Origin of the sequence: uncultured Roseovarius sp. (genome assembly GCF_913054395.1) — a bacterium.
GTDB lineage: Bacteria > Pseudomonadota > Alphaproteobacteria > Rhodobacterales > Rhodobacteraceae > Roseovarius.
The window spans coordinates 12,538-29,063 of the sequence record NZ_CAJXIP010000033.1; the positions used below are offsets into that span (position 1 = coordinate 12,538).

General features: G+C 57.6%; 16 protein-coding genes and 1 pseudogene. 13 read left to right on the top strand and 4 right to left on the bottom strand.

What is annotated here, in order from left to right; genetic code table 11:
* Window positions 1-26 precede the first annotated feature (26 nt).
* Both QZ522_RS06835 and QZ522_RS06840 read right to left on the bottom strand, forming a co-directional pair.
* Window positions 27-737, bottom strand: a complete 711-nt coding sequence (locus QZ522_RS06835; protein ID WP_294608985.1) for a response regulator — start codon at window positions 735-737, stop codon at window positions 27-29.
* On the bottom strand, window positions 734-2,971 hold the full coding sequence (locus QZ522_RS06840) for an ATP-binding protein (RefSeq protein WP_294608987.1): 2,238 nt from the start codon (window positions 2,969-2,971) through the stop codon (window positions 734-736). Before QZ522_RS06840 ends, QZ522_RS06835 begins: the two co-directional genes overlap by 4 nt.
* Before the next feature lie 411 nt (window positions 2,972-3,382).
* Here QZ522_RS06840 and cysK point away from each other — a divergent pair.
* From cysK to selD, 13 genes and pseudogenes are all read left to right on the top strand, one after another.
* A pseudogene (gene cysK, locus QZ522_RS06845) lies at window positions 3,383-4,408 on the top strand (cysteine synthase A); the annotation flags it as partial.
* Window positions 4,409-4,426: 18 nt separating this feature from the next.
* On the top strand, window positions 4,427-4,858 hold the full coding sequence (locus tag QZ522_RS06850) for a glutaredoxin domain-containing protein (RefSeq protein WP_294609012.1): 432 nt from the start codon (window positions 4,427-4,429) through the stop codon (window positions 4,856-4,858).
* Window positions 4,855-6,270: a pyridoxal-dependent decarboxylase gene (locus QZ522_RS06855; protein ID WP_294608989.1), complete on the top strand. Its 1,416-nt coding sequence runs from the start codon at window positions 4,855-4,857 to the stop codon at window positions 6,268-6,270. Before QZ522_RS06850 ends, QZ522_RS06855 begins: the two co-directional genes overlap by 4 nt.
* Window positions 6,271-6,540: 270 nt before the next feature.
* Complete coding sequence (locus QZ522_RS06860) at window positions 6,541-6,681, top strand: hypothetical protein (RefSeq protein WP_294608991.1); 141 nt, start codon at window positions 6,541-6,543, stop codon at window positions 6,679-6,681.
* A 205-nt stretch (window positions 6,682-6,886) separates the two neighbouring features.
* On the top strand, window positions 6,887-7,258 hold the full coding sequence (locus QZ522_RS06865) for a group 1 truncated hemoglobin (protein ID WP_294608993.1): 372 nt from the start codon (window positions 6,887-6,889) through the stop codon (window positions 7,256-7,258).
* Window positions 7,248-8,276 (top strand): adenylate/guanylate cyclase domain-containing protein, encoded by a 1,029-nt coding sequence (locus tag QZ522_RS06870; RefSeq protein ID WP_294608994.1) that lies wholly within the window; start codon window positions 7,248-7,250, stop codon window positions 8,274-8,276. The genes QZ522_RS06865 and QZ522_RS06870 overlap by 11 nt, the downstream gene beginning before the upstream one ends.
* Before the next feature lie 6 nt (window positions 8,277-8,282).
* Window positions 8,283-9,758, top strand: coding sequence for an ATP-binding protein (locus QZ522_RS06875; protein ID WP_294608996.1), 1,476 nt, complete (start codon window positions 8,283-8,285; stop codon window positions 9,756-9,758).
* Between the two features lie 381 nt (window positions 9,759-10,139).
* Window positions 10,140-10,286, top strand: coding sequence for a hypothetical protein (locus QZ522_RS06880; RefSeq protein ID WP_294608998.1), 147 nt, complete (start codon window positions 10,140-10,142; stop codon window positions 10,284-10,286).
* Window positions 10,287-10,288: 2 nt separating this feature from the next.
* Window positions 10,289-10,450 (top strand): hemin uptake protein HemP, encoded by a 162-nt coding sequence (locus QZ522_RS06885; protein WP_294609014.1) that lies wholly within the window; start codon window positions 10,289-10,291, stop codon window positions 10,448-10,450.
* On the top strand, window positions 10,447-10,914 hold the full coding sequence (locus QZ522_RS06890; protein WP_294609000.1) for a hypothetical protein: 468 nt from the start codon (window positions 10,447-10,449) through the stop codon (window positions 10,912-10,914). The genes QZ522_RS06885 and QZ522_RS06890 overlap by 4 nt, the downstream gene beginning before the upstream one ends.
* A 60-nt stretch (window positions 10,915-10,974) precedes the next feature.
* Window positions 10,975-11,226, top strand: coding sequence for a (2Fe-2S)-binding protein (locus tag QZ522_RS06895; RefSeq protein WP_294609002.1), 252 nt, complete (start codon window positions 10,975-10,977; stop codon window positions 11,224-11,226).
* On the top strand, window positions 11,213-11,698 hold the full coding sequence (bfr, locus tag QZ522_RS06900) for a bacterioferritin (protein WP_294609004.1): 486 nt from the start codon (window positions 11,213-11,215) through the stop codon (window positions 11,696-11,698). The genes QZ522_RS06895 and bfr overlap by 14 nt, the downstream gene beginning before the upstream one ends.
* 317 nt (window positions 11,699-12,015) lie before the next feature.
* A complete protein-coding gene (selD, locus tag QZ522_RS06905; RefSeq protein WP_294609006.1) occupies window positions 12,016-14,214 on the top strand; it encodes a selenide, water dikinase SelD in 2,199 nt (732 codons plus the stop codon).
* Here selD and mnmH read toward each other — a convergent pair.
* Both mnmH and QZ522_RS06915 read right to left on the bottom strand, forming a co-directional pair.
* On the bottom strand, window positions 14,211-15,257 hold the full coding sequence (mnmH, locus tag QZ522_RS06910; protein ID WP_294609008.1) for a tRNA 2-selenouridine(34) synthase MnmH: 1,047 nt from the start codon (window positions 15,255-15,257) through the stop codon (window positions 14,211-14,213). The genes selD and mnmH overlap by 4 nt on opposite strands.
* Window positions 15,258-15,586: 329 nt before the next feature.
* A partial coding sequence (locus QZ522_RS06915) for an acyl-CoA dehydrogenase family protein (protein ID WP_294609010.1) occupies window positions 15,587-16,526 on the bottom strand: 940 nt, incomplete at its 5' end.

The window sequence follows — 16,526 nt, forward strand, 5'->3', positions numbered from 1 at the left end:
CCGGATGTTACTGAGAACAACGGGGGTCAGTCCGGATCGTAAATATAGCCTATCCCGCGCACCGTTTTGATAATCTGCGGCTTTTGCGGGTTAGGTTCGATCTTGCGGCGCAGACGCGAAATACGAATGTCGATGCTGCGGTCAAAAGGATCCCAGGACCGGTCATGTGCTTGTTCAAGAATCTGATCGCGGTTCAGGACCCGACCCCGGTTACGGGCAAAAAGGCTGAGCAAGTTGAACTCCATCGCCGTCAAAGGCACCTCGTCACCATCGGCCGTGCGAAGCTTGACTGCCGTCAAGTCAAGCGTGAACTCTCCGAAACGAGCGGTCGCAGGCGCATCTTTGGGCCTGGACTTGTCCTCGGGTTGGGACTTGCGCCGCAAAACGGCCTTAATACGTGCCTCGAGCTCTCGAAGGTCCACCGGCTTGGCCAGATAGTCATCGGCCCCCATTTCAAGCCCGACGATCCTGTCGATCACCTCGCCTGCCGCAGTTAGCATGACCACAGGCACCTGATTGTCGCCCCTGAGCACTCTGAGTGTCGTCAGCCCATCCTCGCCGGGCATGTTGATATCCAGCAGAATTATGTCAACCGGCGCCTTTTCCAGTTCAGCCCTCAGCTCATCGCTATTGCCCGCAGTAACAGTGGCGAACCCGCGTTTCGAAAGGTATTCCGCCAGCATTTCGCGAAGGTCACTTTCGTCATCACATATCAATACTGTCTTGGGGCTGGTCATTCAGTCACCTGTTGTGCCTTTGTCAGGATGTCGGCCACAAACGCGCGCAACTCTTTAGGCGAAACGGGTTTTTCGATACATGGCCGGTTCGCTTCTCCCAAAAAAGACTGCGAGGCCCGGCCCATCGAATCGCCGGTAACAAATCCTGTCTTGCTGATCATATCGGGAAATTTCTGCTTGATCGTCTCAAAAAACCCGCGGCCATCGGTTTCGGGCATATTCAGATCGCTCAGGATCAGGCCATAGGTATGGTGCCGCATGCTCTCCAGCGCCTCTTCGGCGTGGTTGAAGACATCCACCTGATACCCGCCACGGGTCAGGATCTCGGCATTGAGGTCAGCCACATCCTCTTCGTCATCCAGTATCAGGATGCGGAGCGGATTGCTGACAGGATCTGACGCCTGGCTGTCTTGGGGCGCGTCCGGGATTTCCCGATCTTGGGGCAGGAAGATCCTGAAGACCGAGCCGCCATGCCTTCCGGGGGCTACCGAAATCCGGCCCTCATGGGCCTGTATGATCCTGTGACACAGCACCAAACCGATCCCTGTGCCGTCTCCTACTTCTTTGGTGGTGAAAAACGGCTCGAACACGCGGTGGCGGATATTCGGCGGGATGCCGGGGCCATCATCTTCGACCACTATTTCAACGCCAGAGTCGGTTTTGGATTGTTGGGTCGAGACGGTGATATTCTGTCCGGCTCCGGTGGCGCGCATCGCCTGTTCTGCATTCAGGATAAGATTGATGACCACCTGTGTGATCTGGTCAGCGTCAGCGCAGATTCTTGTCACCTCCGCCCCCAGCTGACAGGTGATGTTCACATCACTCGCGTCGCCATAACGCACCACGTCAACAGCCGTATCGACAATTTCATTTATATCAACCTTTTGCATTCTGGCTGGCTGTTGCCGTGCCATTGTCAGAAAGGTTTTCACGATCCTCGCACAACGCTCGGCTGCATTGCTGATCTTTTCGACCTGCCGGAGCAGATCAGGGTCTTTGCAGTCTTCACGCAGCATCAGCGAATGCCCGACGACCACCGACAGCGGATTGTTCAACTCGTGCGCAACGCCGGCCAATAATTCCCCCATCGCCGACAGTTTCTCATTTTGGTACAGGTGATCCCTTTGCCGGGCCAGCTCTGCTTCGATGCGCAACTGTTCGGTAAGGTCGCGTGTGTGAGAGACGATCACCTCCTCGCCGTTATAGCGGATCAGCCTGGCCGAAACCGCGGCCCAGAACGGTTTGTTGTCGGCGTTCAGATATTGCCCTTTGTATTCGGTAACCGATCCATCGCGCCGCAACTGCTCCAGATATTCCTCGCGTTTGCCCGGTGTGGCATAGAAGTGTTTGGCGCAGTCAACACGTCCGAACAAGGCAACCGTTTCGGGGCTGCTGAACAATACTTCGCCCGTATCGGCCTTGGTCATCTGGATGGGTGTCGGACAAGCCTCAAGAACCTGACGGATCATTGCTTCACGCTCTTGTTGCTCGGTCAGATCCATGATCGCGGTTACCACATAGGTATCGCCCTCAAAATCCACCAGCCGACCCCAGGACGTGGTCGTACAGTGTTTGCCGTGCGCGTCCCGCAGCATGATACGATAATCGTCAACCCTTCCGTCACGCGACAACGTTTCAACATAGTCTTCACGGTCTTTCGGATTTACGTAATGCTGCAAGGCGTTCTCGGTTTCACCGAAAAATCTGACGGCTGCGGGAGAGCGGTACAAAATTCGGGCGTCCTGCAACCGCGCCATGACGACGGCCATAGGGCTTGTTTCCAGAACCGTGCGCAGAAGGTTTTCCTGTTCGCGCACCATCGCCTCGGTGTGTTTCCGTTCGGTAATGTCAGTGCATACAACGACAAAACCGCCACGCTTTGTCACGCTGAACTGGAGCTGACAGATTGTGCCGCTGGCCAGTTCAATTTCCAATGTCCGGTTGAGTGGAAATTCGTCATTCAGGCGGTGTTCAATCCAGTCTTCAGGGTCGGCTGCGGCTTCGGCAAACTGGCCGCGCTCGGCCCCGGCCATCAGGAGGTCGCGCCATAACACCCCCGGTACAATCAGGTCGCTGACCTTCGGAAACATATCCATACATCGTTGATTGCAGGTGATCAGCCGGCGGTCGGTGCCAAATATGGCAATTCCTTCTGGAAGCGCCTCCATCGCGTCCCAGATCAAATCCGTCTCGTCCGGACTGCCACTGAACGGATTTTCATCTTTATCTGCCATCCCCGCTCCTTATCCGATCCATGTTTCAAACGCTTTTCAGTCTGCGGCCCAATTGTTTCAATTGTAACAGCGCGGGCAGGGGGAAACGTGAAGTTCATCATCTACCCGACTGCCAGGGCGCGCTTTTCTCCGGTCATGCCCGACAGGCGCGATGTTTCACGACTGAAACACAAAACCCCGATTTGCGACAACAGAATGCAACGTTGGGCGGGCAGAAAGATGTGACTGAAAACAGCGGGCAATCCGCTCAGGCCGAAAGGACAGGGGAAATGAAACAGGGACACGCATTGCCCGGCAGCAGGATCGGTTTTCGGGCCGGTCACACACGATACCGGCCCAGGGATTGCGCAAGTCTTCCTGCAAAACCCCATCAGGCCGCTCACTGAACACACCCAAATCCTGGATATCATCATGACCCAAATCAAACAGTCCATATTGGAAACGATCGGCAATACCCCCATCGTGAAAATCAACAATCTCACGCCGGAAGGTGTGGATATCTTTGTCAAACTCGAGGCCTTCAATCCCATGGGCTCGGTCAAGGACCGTCTTGCACTTGGTGTAATTGAAGCCGCCGAACGCGACGGCAGCCTGAAACCCGGTCAGACCATCGTCGAGGCCACCAGCGGCAATACCGGCATCGGCCTTGCCATGGTGTGCGCGCAAAAGGGCTATCCTCTGGTTGTGACCATGGCTGAAAGTTTCAGCATCGAGCGGCGCAGGCTGTTGCGTTTCATGGGGGCCAAGGTGGTGCTCACACCCGCCGCCGAAAAAGGCAGCGGTATGGTTGCTAAGGCGCGCGAACTTGCCGAAAAACACGGCTGGTTCATGCCGTGTCAGTTTGAAAACCCCGCCAACGCCGACATTCACAGCGCCACCACAGCACAGGAAATCCTGCGTGATTTTGGCCTGGACGGGCTTGATTACTGGGTCACTGGTTTCGGCACTGGCGGCACGCTTACCGGCGTGGCGCGTGTTCTCAAGGCCCAAAGCCCCGGAACCCAGATCGTCTCGGCCGAACCCGACAATGCGCAGCTCATGGGAAGCGGCATTGTGCAGTCTTTCAACGCCGATGGCAGCGCTGCTGCCAGTCACCCCGAGTTCCGCCCACATCCGATGCAGGGGTGGTCACCGGATTTCATCTCGGACCTGGCCAATCAGGCCCTTGAAGGCGGCTTGATAGATCGGATGCAGCCTGTGGCCGGTGCCGATGCGATGGCTATGGCCAAGGCTTTGGCCCGCAAGGAAGGCATTTTTTGTGGCATCACCGGCGGCGCCACCTTTGCGGCCGCACTGGAGATCGCCAAAACCGCCCCGAAAGGAACAAAAATACTGGCGATGCTGCCCGACACTGGCGAGCGTTACCTTTCAACCCCATTGTTCGAGGACGTCCCCGAGGAAATGACCGCCGAAGAAATGGCGCTGTCGCAGTCCACGCAAGGGGCCCGGTTTGATATGCCGACCTCTGCTGCGCCAGCCGATGCGGCACAGGCGGTGCGGCCCGAAGCGATTGAGGCGGTCAGACAAATCAGCGCCGATAAACCCGTGGTCGTATTTGCCCTGGAATGGTGTGAATTCTGCTGGTCCGTGCGCAAGATGCTGGCCGCAGCCGGTATCGCATACGATTGCATCGAACTGGATGGTCCGGCCTGGCAAAAGGACAACAAAGGCACTGAGATGCGCGCAGCCCTGCGCCAGATCACCGGGTCATCGACTATCCCGCAGATCTTTGTGGATGGTGAACATATCGGCGGCGCCACCGAAACCTTTGACGCCTTTAACGATGGCAGCCTTCAGGACCGGCTTGCAATCCTCGGGCTGCCCTGTGGCCAGATGTCGAACGTCAACGCATATTCATTCCTTCCGAAATGGGTTCACCCAAGATGAAACACGCACATGCATTTCCCGCGGTTTCCGACCCCCTGACAATGGCTTCGGCCTATGCCACGGGCTATCGCGACAGCAAGAAACACCTGCACCCGACAGCCCCTCTTGATGACTTGCGCAAGGCTTTTGGCGGCGACCTTCCCGCCAAAGGCCAGCCCGGCGAACAGGTGATTGCCGATCTCATTCAGGCGGCCGAACCGGGCCTTGTCGGCAACACGCAGCCGGGCTTCTTTGCCTGGGTCATGGGCAGTTCGCACACCACGGGCGTTGCCGCTGACTGGCTCACGTCGATCTGGGGGCAAAATGCCGGGATCTACCAATGCTCCCCCGCCGCCGCCACCGCCGAGGAAATCGCCTGTGGTTGGGTGCTCGACATCCTTGACCTGCCCCGCGAGGCTTCGGTCGGCATCACGACCGGGGCGACCATGGCAGGCTTTATCGGCCTTGCGGCTGCGCGCGATGAGGTCCTGAGGCGAACAGGTCATGATTTCGGGCAGGACGGTTTGCAGGGCGCCCCGCGCATCACCGTTTTCATCTCGGACGACACCCATGTCTCGAACCTCGCGGCGTTGCGTTATCTGGGCTTTGGCACCCGTAATATCGAACCTATTCCGACCGATGATCAGGGGCGGCTTGTGATGCGTGTGCTGGCGGACAGGATGGCGCTTATTCGCGGTCCCAAGATCGTTGTCGCAACGGCAGGGCACATCAACTCGGGGGCTTTTGATGATTTCAACGCCCTGGCGGATCTGGCCGCAGAGCACGATGCCTGGCTTCATATTGATGCCGCCTTTGGTCTCTGGGCCCGGGCCAATCCCTCAACCCGCGCCATGACCACCGGCATCGAACGTGCAGACAGTTGGTCGACCGATGGGCATAAATGGATGCAGATTCCGTTTGATTCCGGCTTTGCGATTGTCAAAAACAAGGACGCGCACCGTCGCGCCATGGATATCTCGGCCAGTTATCTGTCCGAAGCGCCGGAGGATGGGCGCAACGCAACGCACTTCAACCCGGAACTGTCGCGTCGCGCGCGCGGGTTTACAGTATGGGCGACACTCAGGGCATTGGGCCGCGACGGTATCAGCGACATGGTGGGCAACCACTGCAACTGCGCCAGCCTTCTGGCGTACAAGTTGGAAGGCACGCAGGGCATTGTCATTCACAACGACGTGGTGCTGAATCAGCTTGTCCTGTCCTTCGATCGCGGCCGGGGTGCCCAGGATTCCGATCAGATGACTCACGCCATGGCGGAGGCGCTGAATGCGGATGGCCAGCACTTTTTCCGCACCACGGTCTGGCGGGGTCGCAAAATGCTCCGGGTGTCGATCGTCAGTTTCGACACTGGCCCGCAGGACATTCAGTTGCTGGCACGCAAAATGAAAAGCCTCTGGAAAGAGATTTGCGGCTGAAACACATCATTGGGGCTGTCATCCCTCACCCCGCCGCAAGGGCGGCCTCGCCGGGTGATACCGGCGGGGGTTTCGCAACCCGATCTGACATCAGTGTCACCGATACACGGCAGAAAAGCTGTCGAAACAGTTGAAACATTTTACCGCCCCGGCTGACCAATGGCTGAAACACCTGGCCCGTAGAACTGAGCCACCGCCGATACGCGGCGCCCGGTCCGCCGGACATTCACACCAAGAGCCGAAACATGAAGCTAGAAAAGGAGACCCCCAATGGCCCGTTTCAAGAACAGTAACAGCATCGCCATGGCGCAAATGACCTATCTCGGTGCCAAAAAACAGCGCAAGCCAGACCCATTGGCGCGTGAGCAATCGTACTTTCGCAGTATCGGCTTTGATCACGCTATGATCTGATTGGTTAACTTTCATTGATCATGGTCAACGTTCTCGGTGGCTCGGGCGAAATTATCGCTCCTTTGAAAGGCGGAGACGAGATACCGTGAAGTTGCAGCTTTTCTTGCGAAGATTGACGGTAGCAGGCAATGCAGCTTACATTTCAAGTCTCTGGCCGCGTATGCAGAAGGGAATGGCTGCACGCCCGAGGCACTTGGGGGCACTCATGGAAAAAACTCTGTTTGAAAAATATGGTGGTTTTTCAAAGATCAGTAAAATCGTCCTGACGTTCTATGATCGAATGCTTGAAGATGATGATGTCGGTCCGTTCTTTGACGATGTGGACCTGCCAAAGCTGATTGATCATCAAACCCAATTCATCTCGGCGCTGATGGGGGGCCCCGCCACGTTTTCGGATGACCGCATTGAACGGGCACACCGTAATATGAACATCGAACATCACCATTTTGACCGCCTGAAAGAGATTGTGGCAGAGACACTGGCGGACTTCGATGTTGCGCCTGCGGATATTGAAATCGTTTTAGAGGGATTTGAACACCGCCGAGTGCTGCTGGTTGAGAAACCCAATGTCGATTGAAGCCATCAATGAGCAGCTTTTGCGCGCCATCGGCGTCGGCGTGGCCCTGATCGACCTGAATGCGCTAACGTTGCAATTTCGGAATGACACGTTCAACGAATGGTTTGGCGAAAACGATCCTGCGGCCAAACTGACGGATCTTTTCCCCGATCTCGATAGTAACGAACTGCTTGCGGAAATGCGCAACGGCGGCCACATGGCAACCGAGATTTCGTTCAAACTGCGTCGCCGTAAGATGACGGTTGCGATGGAATTCAACCGCGCCGACGACGCGGGCCGCAATATTGCCGTTCTGGTCTGTCAGAACATCACGCGCATCAAGGAACTGGAATCGATGATTGATTCCTATTCGATGATGGTTGAGCGAAATACGCACGAGATCAAACGCGAGAAGGAACAGGTCGAGAAACTGCTTCTCAACATGATGCCGCGCGCGGCTTATGAAGAATACAAAACCTTTGGCGTCGTCTCGCCGCGCCTGTTCAACCCGGTTTCTGTTCTGGCATTGGATTTTGTGGGGTTTGACGACCTGCTGAGCGAAAATGAACCGGGCGTCGTCGTCAGCGAACTTAACGATATCTACAGCGCTTTCGATAGGATAGGTGCGCAATTCGGCTGTCAGCGCATCCGGACAAACGGGGACAGCTATGTTACCGTCTCGGGCGTTCCCGATCCGAATGACGCGCATGCAATTGCTATTGCAAACTCTGCCGTGCGTTTCCTGCGGTATCTCGACCGACGCAACATGTCCCACCCGATCAAATGGATCGCGCGCATCGGAACTGCCGCCGGGTCGGTCATCGGGTCTGTCGTCGGTAGTCAGAATTATATTTACGATGTCTTTGGTCCAACCGTCACCAAAGCCCTTTCCAACCGCGCGGCGGCAAGTCCGATGTCCGTGGTCTCGGACACAGGCTTTGCGGCACAGATCGCTGACAGATTTCAGATTACCCCGGTGGTCGGTGGCGACGGTCAGGTCATGATCGAAGATCTGCCTGCCGCCGGGCCAACAGGCTAGAGAGCGATGCCCGCGCCGCCGGACAGGTCTGAGCCGCGTGCTGATGCCAAAACCCTGCATGACGTGGTCGGGTTTCTGGATCAAGGGGTCGCCATTTTCGATGCAGACGCGCAGCTAACACTTGCCAATGCCAGCTTTCTGGCCTTTTACCCCGCGCTTTCAGATGTTCTGAAACCCGGAGTCCCCTGGAGCATTTTTCTGCGTGAGGCCGTGAACCGTGGCATCATGCCCCCCACCGTCAGCCAGCGCCTCGACGAAATGGAGGCCGGCTTCGAGATTGATCCCACCTTTGCGGATGCTGTTCAGATGCCATCCGGGAGAGGACAGGTTTATTCTATAAAATTGGGCCAGGTCGCGGGTGGTGGGTTTGTTCTTACACAATCTCTGCATGTCGATGAGACACATGAAATTGACGCCGCGCGCGAGGCCGAAACCCTTCTGAGAAAAGTTCTTGAGGCCTGCCCGGCAAGTCTGACCATGGCCCGTGTTGCCGATGGTCAGATCATCTATCGCTCGCCTGCGGCAACCGAATTGCTGGGCTCTGCCAAAAGCAGCTTTGCCCACTTCGCCCATGCCGAGGAGCGCGCCGATTTCGTCACACTTCTATTGCCGGATGCCGCGGTCGACAATATGCGCCTTACTTGCCTGCGTCCGGACGGACAGGAATTTCCGGCCGTCATTTCAGCACGGCTGATCGACTATCGCGGCGAGGACGTGATTGTTGCAAATATCGAGGATCTGACGGCTGAATTGTCTGTTCAGGCTGAATTGGACCGTCAGAAAGAGCAGCTATTTCAATCAGAAAAACTATCTGCCCTGGGAGAGCTGCTCGCCGGTATCGCACATGAACTGAACAATCCTTTGTCCATAATTGTTGGGAATGCAGACATTTTGCAGGAAGAGCTGGAAAACTCCGGTTTCGAACGGCGTATCAGCAAGCTCTCGCAAGCTGCGCATCGTTGTGTACGCATTGTCCGGTCTTTTCTGTCGCTGGCGCGTCAGGAACCGCTTGATTTACGCGCAGTAGATCCTGCCAAATTGATTTCTGGCGCCATTGACGCGGTCTCGGCTGAGGCCGAAGCCGCCAACATCCGGATTTCATCGGAGCACCCTGAAAATTTCCAGCTTATTGATGCGGACGAAGTGCAACTTGTTCAGGTCATCATCAATTTGCTGACAAACGCCATCCACGCCATTCGCGACTCTGAAACCGGCGACCAGATCACAATCAGATGTGATCAGAGCGCCAACCAGCTGCACCTGACCATAACCGACAACGGGCCGGGCATTAGCCCGGAAATCATAAACCGCATATTTGACCCGCTTTTTACAACAAAGGATATCGGCAAAGGCACTGGCGTAGGGCTTGCTTATTGCCACCGGATTATTGCGGCACATAAAGGTCGGATACGCGCCGAAAGCACAAATGACAGGCCGGGTGCGACGTTTTCCATTGATTTGCCATTCTCCGCTAAACCCTGAGTTTCATCAGGGCGCGACTTGAATTTTATGCCGTGTTTTGGGGCACTGTCAGAGCATTGAGCGCAAAGTCGGCCGAAAGCGCGCAAAACAACCTGTGTCTCTTGCGTCGGTCCCGGACTCGCCCATTTCCCGACGTCACCGGGAAATTCAATTCGCAGTTCATGCCTCACTCCAGCAGGCGTTTTTCAACAGGTTACGGCCAGATTGACCGATGCGTCATTTCGCATGACTGGCGGCAAGTTGCCAAAAGTGCCGCGGACCTAAATCTGACTCAATTTGTCGGATTGACTTAAGTGAGTATTTTTGTCAACTTCTCGCGGAGAAGCCAACCACCGAGTCTGGGGCAAGCCAAATACTCGAAATTCCAAAGGGAGTGAGCTCATGAAACCTGCCGATGCGAGGGCTGAGAACACCGGGTCGGACTGGCATGAGGCTTTGTTTGTCGCAACTGATCTGGGCCTGCCGAGCCTTTTCGACATCGAATGGCTGCTCCAAAAGGCCGAATGTGGCGAATGGAGCGGGCTATGACGATGAACGCAGCAAGGCAAGCTACGGTCCGGCTTGAGGATGTTTTCCCGATCCATGAGGCAACCGGCCGGACCACAGGCGGTGCTCATGCTCGGATGAAATTGGAAGATCAGCTTTACACGCGTCGCATTGCGCGCGCGGGTAAGCTGGTGCTTGCGACATGAACGCGATGCCCCCACATCGCGGCAGTGCGCCCGTCGGATATATCACCGAACTTGGGCCAGTCGAAGCGGGAGCGGTCCTTTACCTTCGCTTGTGGTGCGATGGCCCCGACGCTCAGGCGCAGGTCTGGAACGATTTCGCCACGGCACTTGGTCCTGAAAACGGACGGAAAGCATTGAAGTCGTTTGAGCTTCTTTGCGATCTTTGTGTCCGCTACGGGCGCCGTCCCCTTATGCGCCACCACGTGACATGCAAATGCCTTGGATCTGACGAGTCCTGTTTTGCCACCTTCGTGGGCTATGCCAGCGAAGGCGAACGTGAAGATGCACTTCTTTTAGCGACAACAATAGTGCGACCGGACGTGGCCCCATCTCTTGTAGGATTTGCGCAGGAGTTCGGTCTCGCGCTCCGGCGCATGGCCATCAAGGCCGATCATTCTCCAAGGAAACAAACAACGCTTCACTGAAAAGGACAGCCTTGATGACCCCGAGGCCGTGTTCCAGCAAGCCAACCAAGGACCTCTGCCATGATCGTCTGCCATTGCCGAAACATTACCGACCACGACATCCATGCGGCTATTGACTGGATGCGGGCAGCGGACGCTGATACCCTGATCACGCCGGGCAAAGTTTACCGCGCCTTGGGCAGCGCCGCAGATTGTGGTGGTTGCCTTCCCCTGTTCCTGGAAACAATGCGCAAAAACCCGAACTTGGAAGTCCCTATGCCCCTCCGCAACCTTCGCGGAGCAACACAGGAGAAACACAATGAACGGCGATAAGAAAGTAATCCAATATCTCAACGATGCACTCCGCAGCGAATTGACCGCAGTCAGCCAGTACTGGCTGCATTACCGGATGCAGGAGGATTGGGGCCTTGGCCATATGGCCAAGAAATCCCGCGAGGAAAGCATCGAAGAGATGCACCACGCGGACAAGTTGATTGACCGTATTCTGTTCCTTGAGGGTCATCCAAATCTGCAAAAGCTCGACCCGCTGCGTATCGGGCAAACGCCGAAGGAAACGCTGGAGTGCGATCTGGCCGCAGAGCATGGTGCGCGGGAACTCTATATGGAAGCGCGGAAGTACTGCGAAGAGATCGGCGACTTTGTAACCAAGAACCTGTTTGAGGAATTGCTTGCCGATGAAGAAGGTCACATCGACTTTCTCGAAACGCAACTCGATCTGGTCGCCAAATTGGGTGAAGAGAAATATGCGCAGCTCAACGCCTCGAAAATGGACGAAGCCGAGTAAGCCCGGACTTTTGCTCTTGTACTCTGTGGGTCCGCCGGCATGGCGGGCCCATTTCATGAATCCCACCTGAAAATTGTCTTCGAACGAAGCCCGAGGCCGCCAGCGTGCGGGCACCTGCGCGCGGCGATCACCCAACGCATCCAGGCGCGTCAGAGGTCGGTGGGTGAAAATATCCACGCGGTGTACGAGTAATTCCAAAGTCGCGGGATTTTCAGTGGTGTTTCATCTGGCCGCGCTGTTACAGACGATCGAGAAGGGGCATTTTGTGAACCTGCCCCAAACCCATGGCTATTCATGACCAGTAAGTGAGATGACCTGTGCTGACGACGGTGCCCTATACACGCGATTTGGTATTGGTTGGGGGCGGGCATGCGCATGCTTTGGTGCTGAAGGCCTGGGGGATGGATCCGTTGCCCGGCGTAAGGTTGACGGTGATTAATCCGGGGCCGACCGCACCCTATACAGGCATGCTTCCGGGACATGTGGCGGGGCACTACGGGCGCGATGACCTTGAGATTGATCTGGTGCGCTTGTGTCGTCATGCGGGCGCGCGGCTGATCTTTGATAAGGCGGTTGGAGTTGACCGGGTACGGCGTGAGGTGGCGTTGGAAGGGCGCGGGCCGGTGGCCTATGATGTGGCGTCGATTGACGTGGGCATCACGGCCCAGATGGACCTGCCGGGATTTGCGGAACACGGGATCGGGACCAAGCCCCTAGATGCCTATGCCGCACGGTGGCGCGTTTTTCTTGAGCAGGCAGCGCAGGGTCAGGTTGCCCCGGATGTGGCCGTGATCGGCGGCGGTGTCGCGGGATGTGAACTGGCGATGGCGATGGCTTATGCATTGCGGGCCGCAGGCGTGGCCCCGCGTGTGACGGTGATTGAGGCGGGGCCGCAGATTTCTGGTGTCGGAGACAAGGCGCGTCAACGGATGCTGGTGGCTATGGACGGTCTGGGGATTGCGGTAAAAACCGATGCCACGGTGGTTGAGATTTGTGCAGATCAGGTGCTGTTGGACGGTCAGGACCCTGTTTCGGCGAGGCTTTGCGTTGGTGCGGCGGGGGCGTTTGCGCATCGTTGGATAGCAACTGCGGATTTGCCCCAGCGGGACGGGTTTATTGAAGTCGGAGCTGATCTCGGGGTGGTCGGGGATGAGGCGCTGTTTGCGGTTGGCGATTGTGCGGTGATGCCGCACGCGCCCCGCCCCAAGGCAGGCGTTTTCGCTGTGCGGGCCGCGCCGATATTGCATCATAATATGCGCGCGGCGCTGAGTGGCGGCAGGCGCAAGACGTGGCGGCCGCAAAAGAATTACCTCAAGCTGATCTCTCTGGGCGGGCAAACCGCGATGGCTGAGAAATTCGGATTTGCCCTGACGGGGCCGTTCATGTGGCGCTGGAAAGACCGGATTGACCGGGCGTTCATGGATCGGCTGAATGATCTGCCAAAGATGGCGCTGCCCAAGGTCACCGGAGAGATGGCGAGCGGAGTGGCAGAGATCTTGGCGGCCAAGCCGTTGTGCGGTGGGTGTGGTGCCAAGGTGGGGCAGGGGGTGCTGTCAGGCGCGTTACAGACGGTTGCACAGCCCCGTGGCGATGTCGTGACCGGCGTGGGCGATGATGCGGCTGTACTGCGCCAGCCTGAGGGTGGATTTCAGGTGATCAGCACTGATCATTTGCGCAGCTTCATTGACGATCCTGCCCTGATGACACGGATCGCGGCGGTGCATGCTTTGGGTGATGTCTGGGCAATGGGGGCACAGCCGCAGGTCGGGTTGGCGTCGATTGTCGTGCCGCAGATGTCTGCCGAATTGCAGGCGCGAACGTTGTCGGAAATTACCCGGATTGCGACAGAGGTCTTGCGTGCGGCAGGTGCACAATTGGTCGGTGGGCACACGACCATGGGCGCGGAGCTGACAATCGGCTTTACCGTGACGGGGACCAGGGACGCGATGCCGTTGACGATTGCCGGGGCAAAGGCCGGTGATGTTCTGATCCTGACGCGCCCCATTGGATCAGGCGTTATTCTCGCGGCAGATATGGCGGGGCAGGCGGACGGGCGCGATGTTGCGGCCGCACTTGCCATCATGGGGCAGGTGCAGGATCGCGAGGCGGCGGTGTTGGCACCGGTCGCCCATGCGATGACCGATGTGACCGGGTTCGGATTGGCGGGTCATGTGCGGGCGATCTGTAAGGCGTCGGGATTGAACGGCGACCTGTGGCGGGATGCCATTCCGACCTATGCGGGGGCGAGGGCGTTGTCGGATGCGGGGGTGTCATCGACATTGATGCCAGCGAACCGCGCGGACGCGCCGATTGAAGGGGAACAGGATGCGTTGCTCTATGATCCGCAGACGGCAGGCGGATTGTTGGCCGCGGTGCCGGAAGGGCAGAGTGCTGCTGTGATCGGGGCCTTGGCTGCAAAAGGCTGCGCGGGCCATGTGATTGGCCGCTTGACCGAGGGAACGGGGCATTTGCGTCTTAAAGCGTCTCGAACATGCGAAGAACGCAACATGTTCTAGCTGAACTTTGCGTGCAGGGCCTGCGCGGTTCGGGCAAGTGTGCTGTCGTCGAGATCGGATATCTCGATCCTGTGTACAGGGGTGTCTCTAAGAACGGCGGATTTGGCATAGCGCGGGTCATAGTGATCCGCGATCAGCCCCGCCGCCAATGAGTGCCAATCGTCTGTTTGTGCCTGCGCATGCCACTGTTCGATCCGCTCGCGTGCATGATAAGGACGCAATTTGTCCAGCAGGTCACTTAGGGCGGCTTTGTCCTGCGTAAGATCGGCGTAGGCACGGCATAGGAAGGTGCAGCGCGCCTGCAACGGGGCCGTGATGTGGGTGCGGGGGGCCTCTGTCATCAAGGCCCAGAGCGATGGCGGAATTATGCGGTCGCCGATCTTGCTGCTTTCGGCCTCGACAAAGGTTATTTTGTCCGGGTCAAGCGTGATCAATTCTGCGGCGATGCGGGTTTCGAACATCTTTTGCGCAGGCTGTGGCGTATTGACCCTGCCAAAAAGCGACCCGCGATGGGCGGCCATCCCTTCAAGGTCCAGGATCTGTGCGCCTTGTGCCGCAAGCTGGTGCAAGAGCGCGGTTTTGGCCGTACCGGTCCCGCCGTCGATAAGCATCAAGCGGTGGGGCAGAGGGGCGGTGTAGAGTGTTTTCACGACCTCGCGGCGGTAGCTTTGATAGCCCCCCTTTAGCAGCTGCACGCGCCAGCCGACGTGATCAAGGATAGTGGCGAAGGCGCCAGAGCGTTGCCCGCCACGCCAGCAATAGACCAGTGGCTGCCAAGCGCCGTCTTTGTCCGCAAGCGGCCCGCGCAGGTGGTTCGCAATGTTGTGCGCCACCAATGCGCCGCCGATTTTGCGGGCCATGAAGGGGCTGGATTGCGTATAGACAGTGCCGACCTCGGCCCGTTCGGCATCGTCGAGGACGGGCAAATTGATCGCACCGGGCAGATGGTCCTCGGCGTACTCGGCCGGGGCGCGGGCGTCGATGATGGTATCGACAGTCAAGCCTTGGAGGTCAGCCAGAGAGGTGAGGGTCAGCGGGGTCATCGGGTGCCTTTAGGTGTGGTGTGCTGGATTTGCCTCTCTCTAACGCGCTTTGCTATGCGATATAACTTCAAAACTGGGGGTATTGACGAAACTCAGCCGAAAATACTGCTTTCCCATTGTTGGAAAAATCCCGCAGATCGACCGCATGCCCGAAAAAGGCCGCGCTCTATACGACTGGCGGACATGCGAAAGCCGTCTCGCCCCAAAGTCCGCGTCACCGGGCGGTCGTTCATCAGGTACAGTGCACGCCCGTTCGGCGTTGCAGCATCCGGTCCGGCATCCGATGGCGCGTTTGGCCTGGACGCCATCGAACAATAGAGAGCCGCCGATTATGCGAGCAACTCGCGTGCAATGATCGTGCGCTGTATCTCTGAAGACCCTTCATAAATGCGGAAAATCCTGAGGTCGCGCAGATAGCGTTCCAACGGGAAATCGCGGGTATAGCCATAGCCCCCGTGGATCTGTAACGCCCGGTCGGCAATGCGCCACGCCGCTTCGCTGGCATAAAGCTTGGCAAAGGCGGATTCTCTGGAATAGCGCATGCCGGTGCCGCGCAGCGTCGCTGCCTGCATTGCCAATGCGCGCGCGGCCGCCAGTTCGGTGGCACTGTCGGCAAGCATCCATTGCAGCCCCTGAAATTCGGCGATCGCATGACCGTTGACCCGTCTTTCCCTGGCATAGGAAATAGCCGCGTTAAGGGCGGCATCTGCAATCCCTGTTGCCTGAGCGGCGACTTCAATCCGGCCATTGTCCAGAACCTTCATTGCGGTGCGAAAGCCTGTGCCTTCTTCGCCCAGACGGTTTTCAATCGGCACCCGGCAATCAAAGCTGATGCCAAAGACATGCCCGCCTTTCAGGCCCATCGTCTTTTCATGCGACGCGATCACGACCCCGTCGATCTTTTTCGGCTCGATGATGAATGCACTGACGCCACGCGCACCGGCGTCCGGGTCGGTCTTGGCATAGACCACGATGAAATCTGCGGCGCCCGCATTCGAGATGAAGCATTTTGAACCCTTGATCCGGTACCCATCGCCATCGCGTCTGGCCGTTGTCCGCATGTCGGCGGGGTTTGAACCGGCCTGCGGTTCCGTCAGCGCAAACGCGCCAAGCGAGCGGCCCGCTGCGGCATCGGGCAGAATGCGCGCCTGTAATTCGGTATCTGCGCCCAGAAGGAGGGAATCCGTCGCCAGAAAATGCGCCGTCAGCATCGAGGCGGTCGAGCCACATGCACCCGCAATCGCTTCGACTGCTGCGTAAAGCGCGGGG

Coding starts and splice junctions, on each gene's coding strand:
- QZ522_RS06855 (WP_294608989.1), top strand. CDS start 4,855: ATGAAACACGCACATGCATTTCCCGCGGTTTCCGACCCCCTGACAATG.
- QZ522_RS06895 (WP_294609002.1), top strand. CDS start 10,975: ATGATCGTCTGCCATTGCCGAAACATTACCGACCACGACATCCATGCG.
- QZ522_RS06835 (WP_294608985.1), bottom strand. CDS start 737: ATGACCAGCCCCAAGACAGTATTGATATGTGATGACGAAAGTGACCTT.
- QZ522_RS06885 (WP_294609014.1), top strand. CDS start 10,289: ATGAACGCAGCAAGGCAAGCTACGGTCCGGCTTGAGGATGTTTTCCCG.
- QZ522_RS06840 (WP_294608987.1), bottom strand. CDS start 2,971: ATGGCAGATAAAGATGAAAATCCGTTCAGTGGCAGTCCGGACGAGACG.
- QZ522_RS06865 (WP_294608993.1), top strand. CDS start 6,887: ATGGAAAAAACTCTGTTTGAAAAATATGGTGGTTTTTCAAAGATCAGT.
- QZ522_RS06870 (WP_294608994.1), top strand. CDS start 7,248: ATGTCGATTGAAGCCATCAATGAGCAGCTTTTGCGCGCCATCGGCGTC.
- QZ522_RS06875 (WP_294608996.1), top strand. CDS start 8,283: ATGCCCGCGCCGCCGGACAGGTCTGAGCCGCGTGCTGATGCCAAAACC.
- bfr (WP_294609004.1), top strand. CDS start 11,213: ATGAACGGCGATAAGAAAGTAATCCAATATCTCAACGATGCACTCCGC.
- mnmH (WP_294609008.1), bottom strand. CDS start 15,257: ATGACCCCGCTGACCCTCACCTCTCTGGCTGACCTCCAAGGCTTGACT.
- QZ522_RS06880 (WP_294608998.1), top strand. CDS start 10,140: ATGAAACCTGCCGATGCGAGGGCTGAGAACACCGGGTCGGACTGGCAT.
- QZ522_RS06890 (WP_294609000.1), top strand. CDS start 10,447: ATGAACGCGATGCCCCCACATCGCGGCAGTGCGCCCGTCGGATATATC.
- QZ522_RS06850 (WP_294609012.1), top strand. CDS start 4,427: ATGCCGACCTCTGCTGCGCCAGCCGATGCGGCACAGGCGGTGCGGCCC.
- QZ522_RS06860 (WP_294608991.1), top strand. CDS start 6,541: ATGGCCCGTTTCAAGAACAGTAACAGCATCGCCATGGCGCAAATGACC.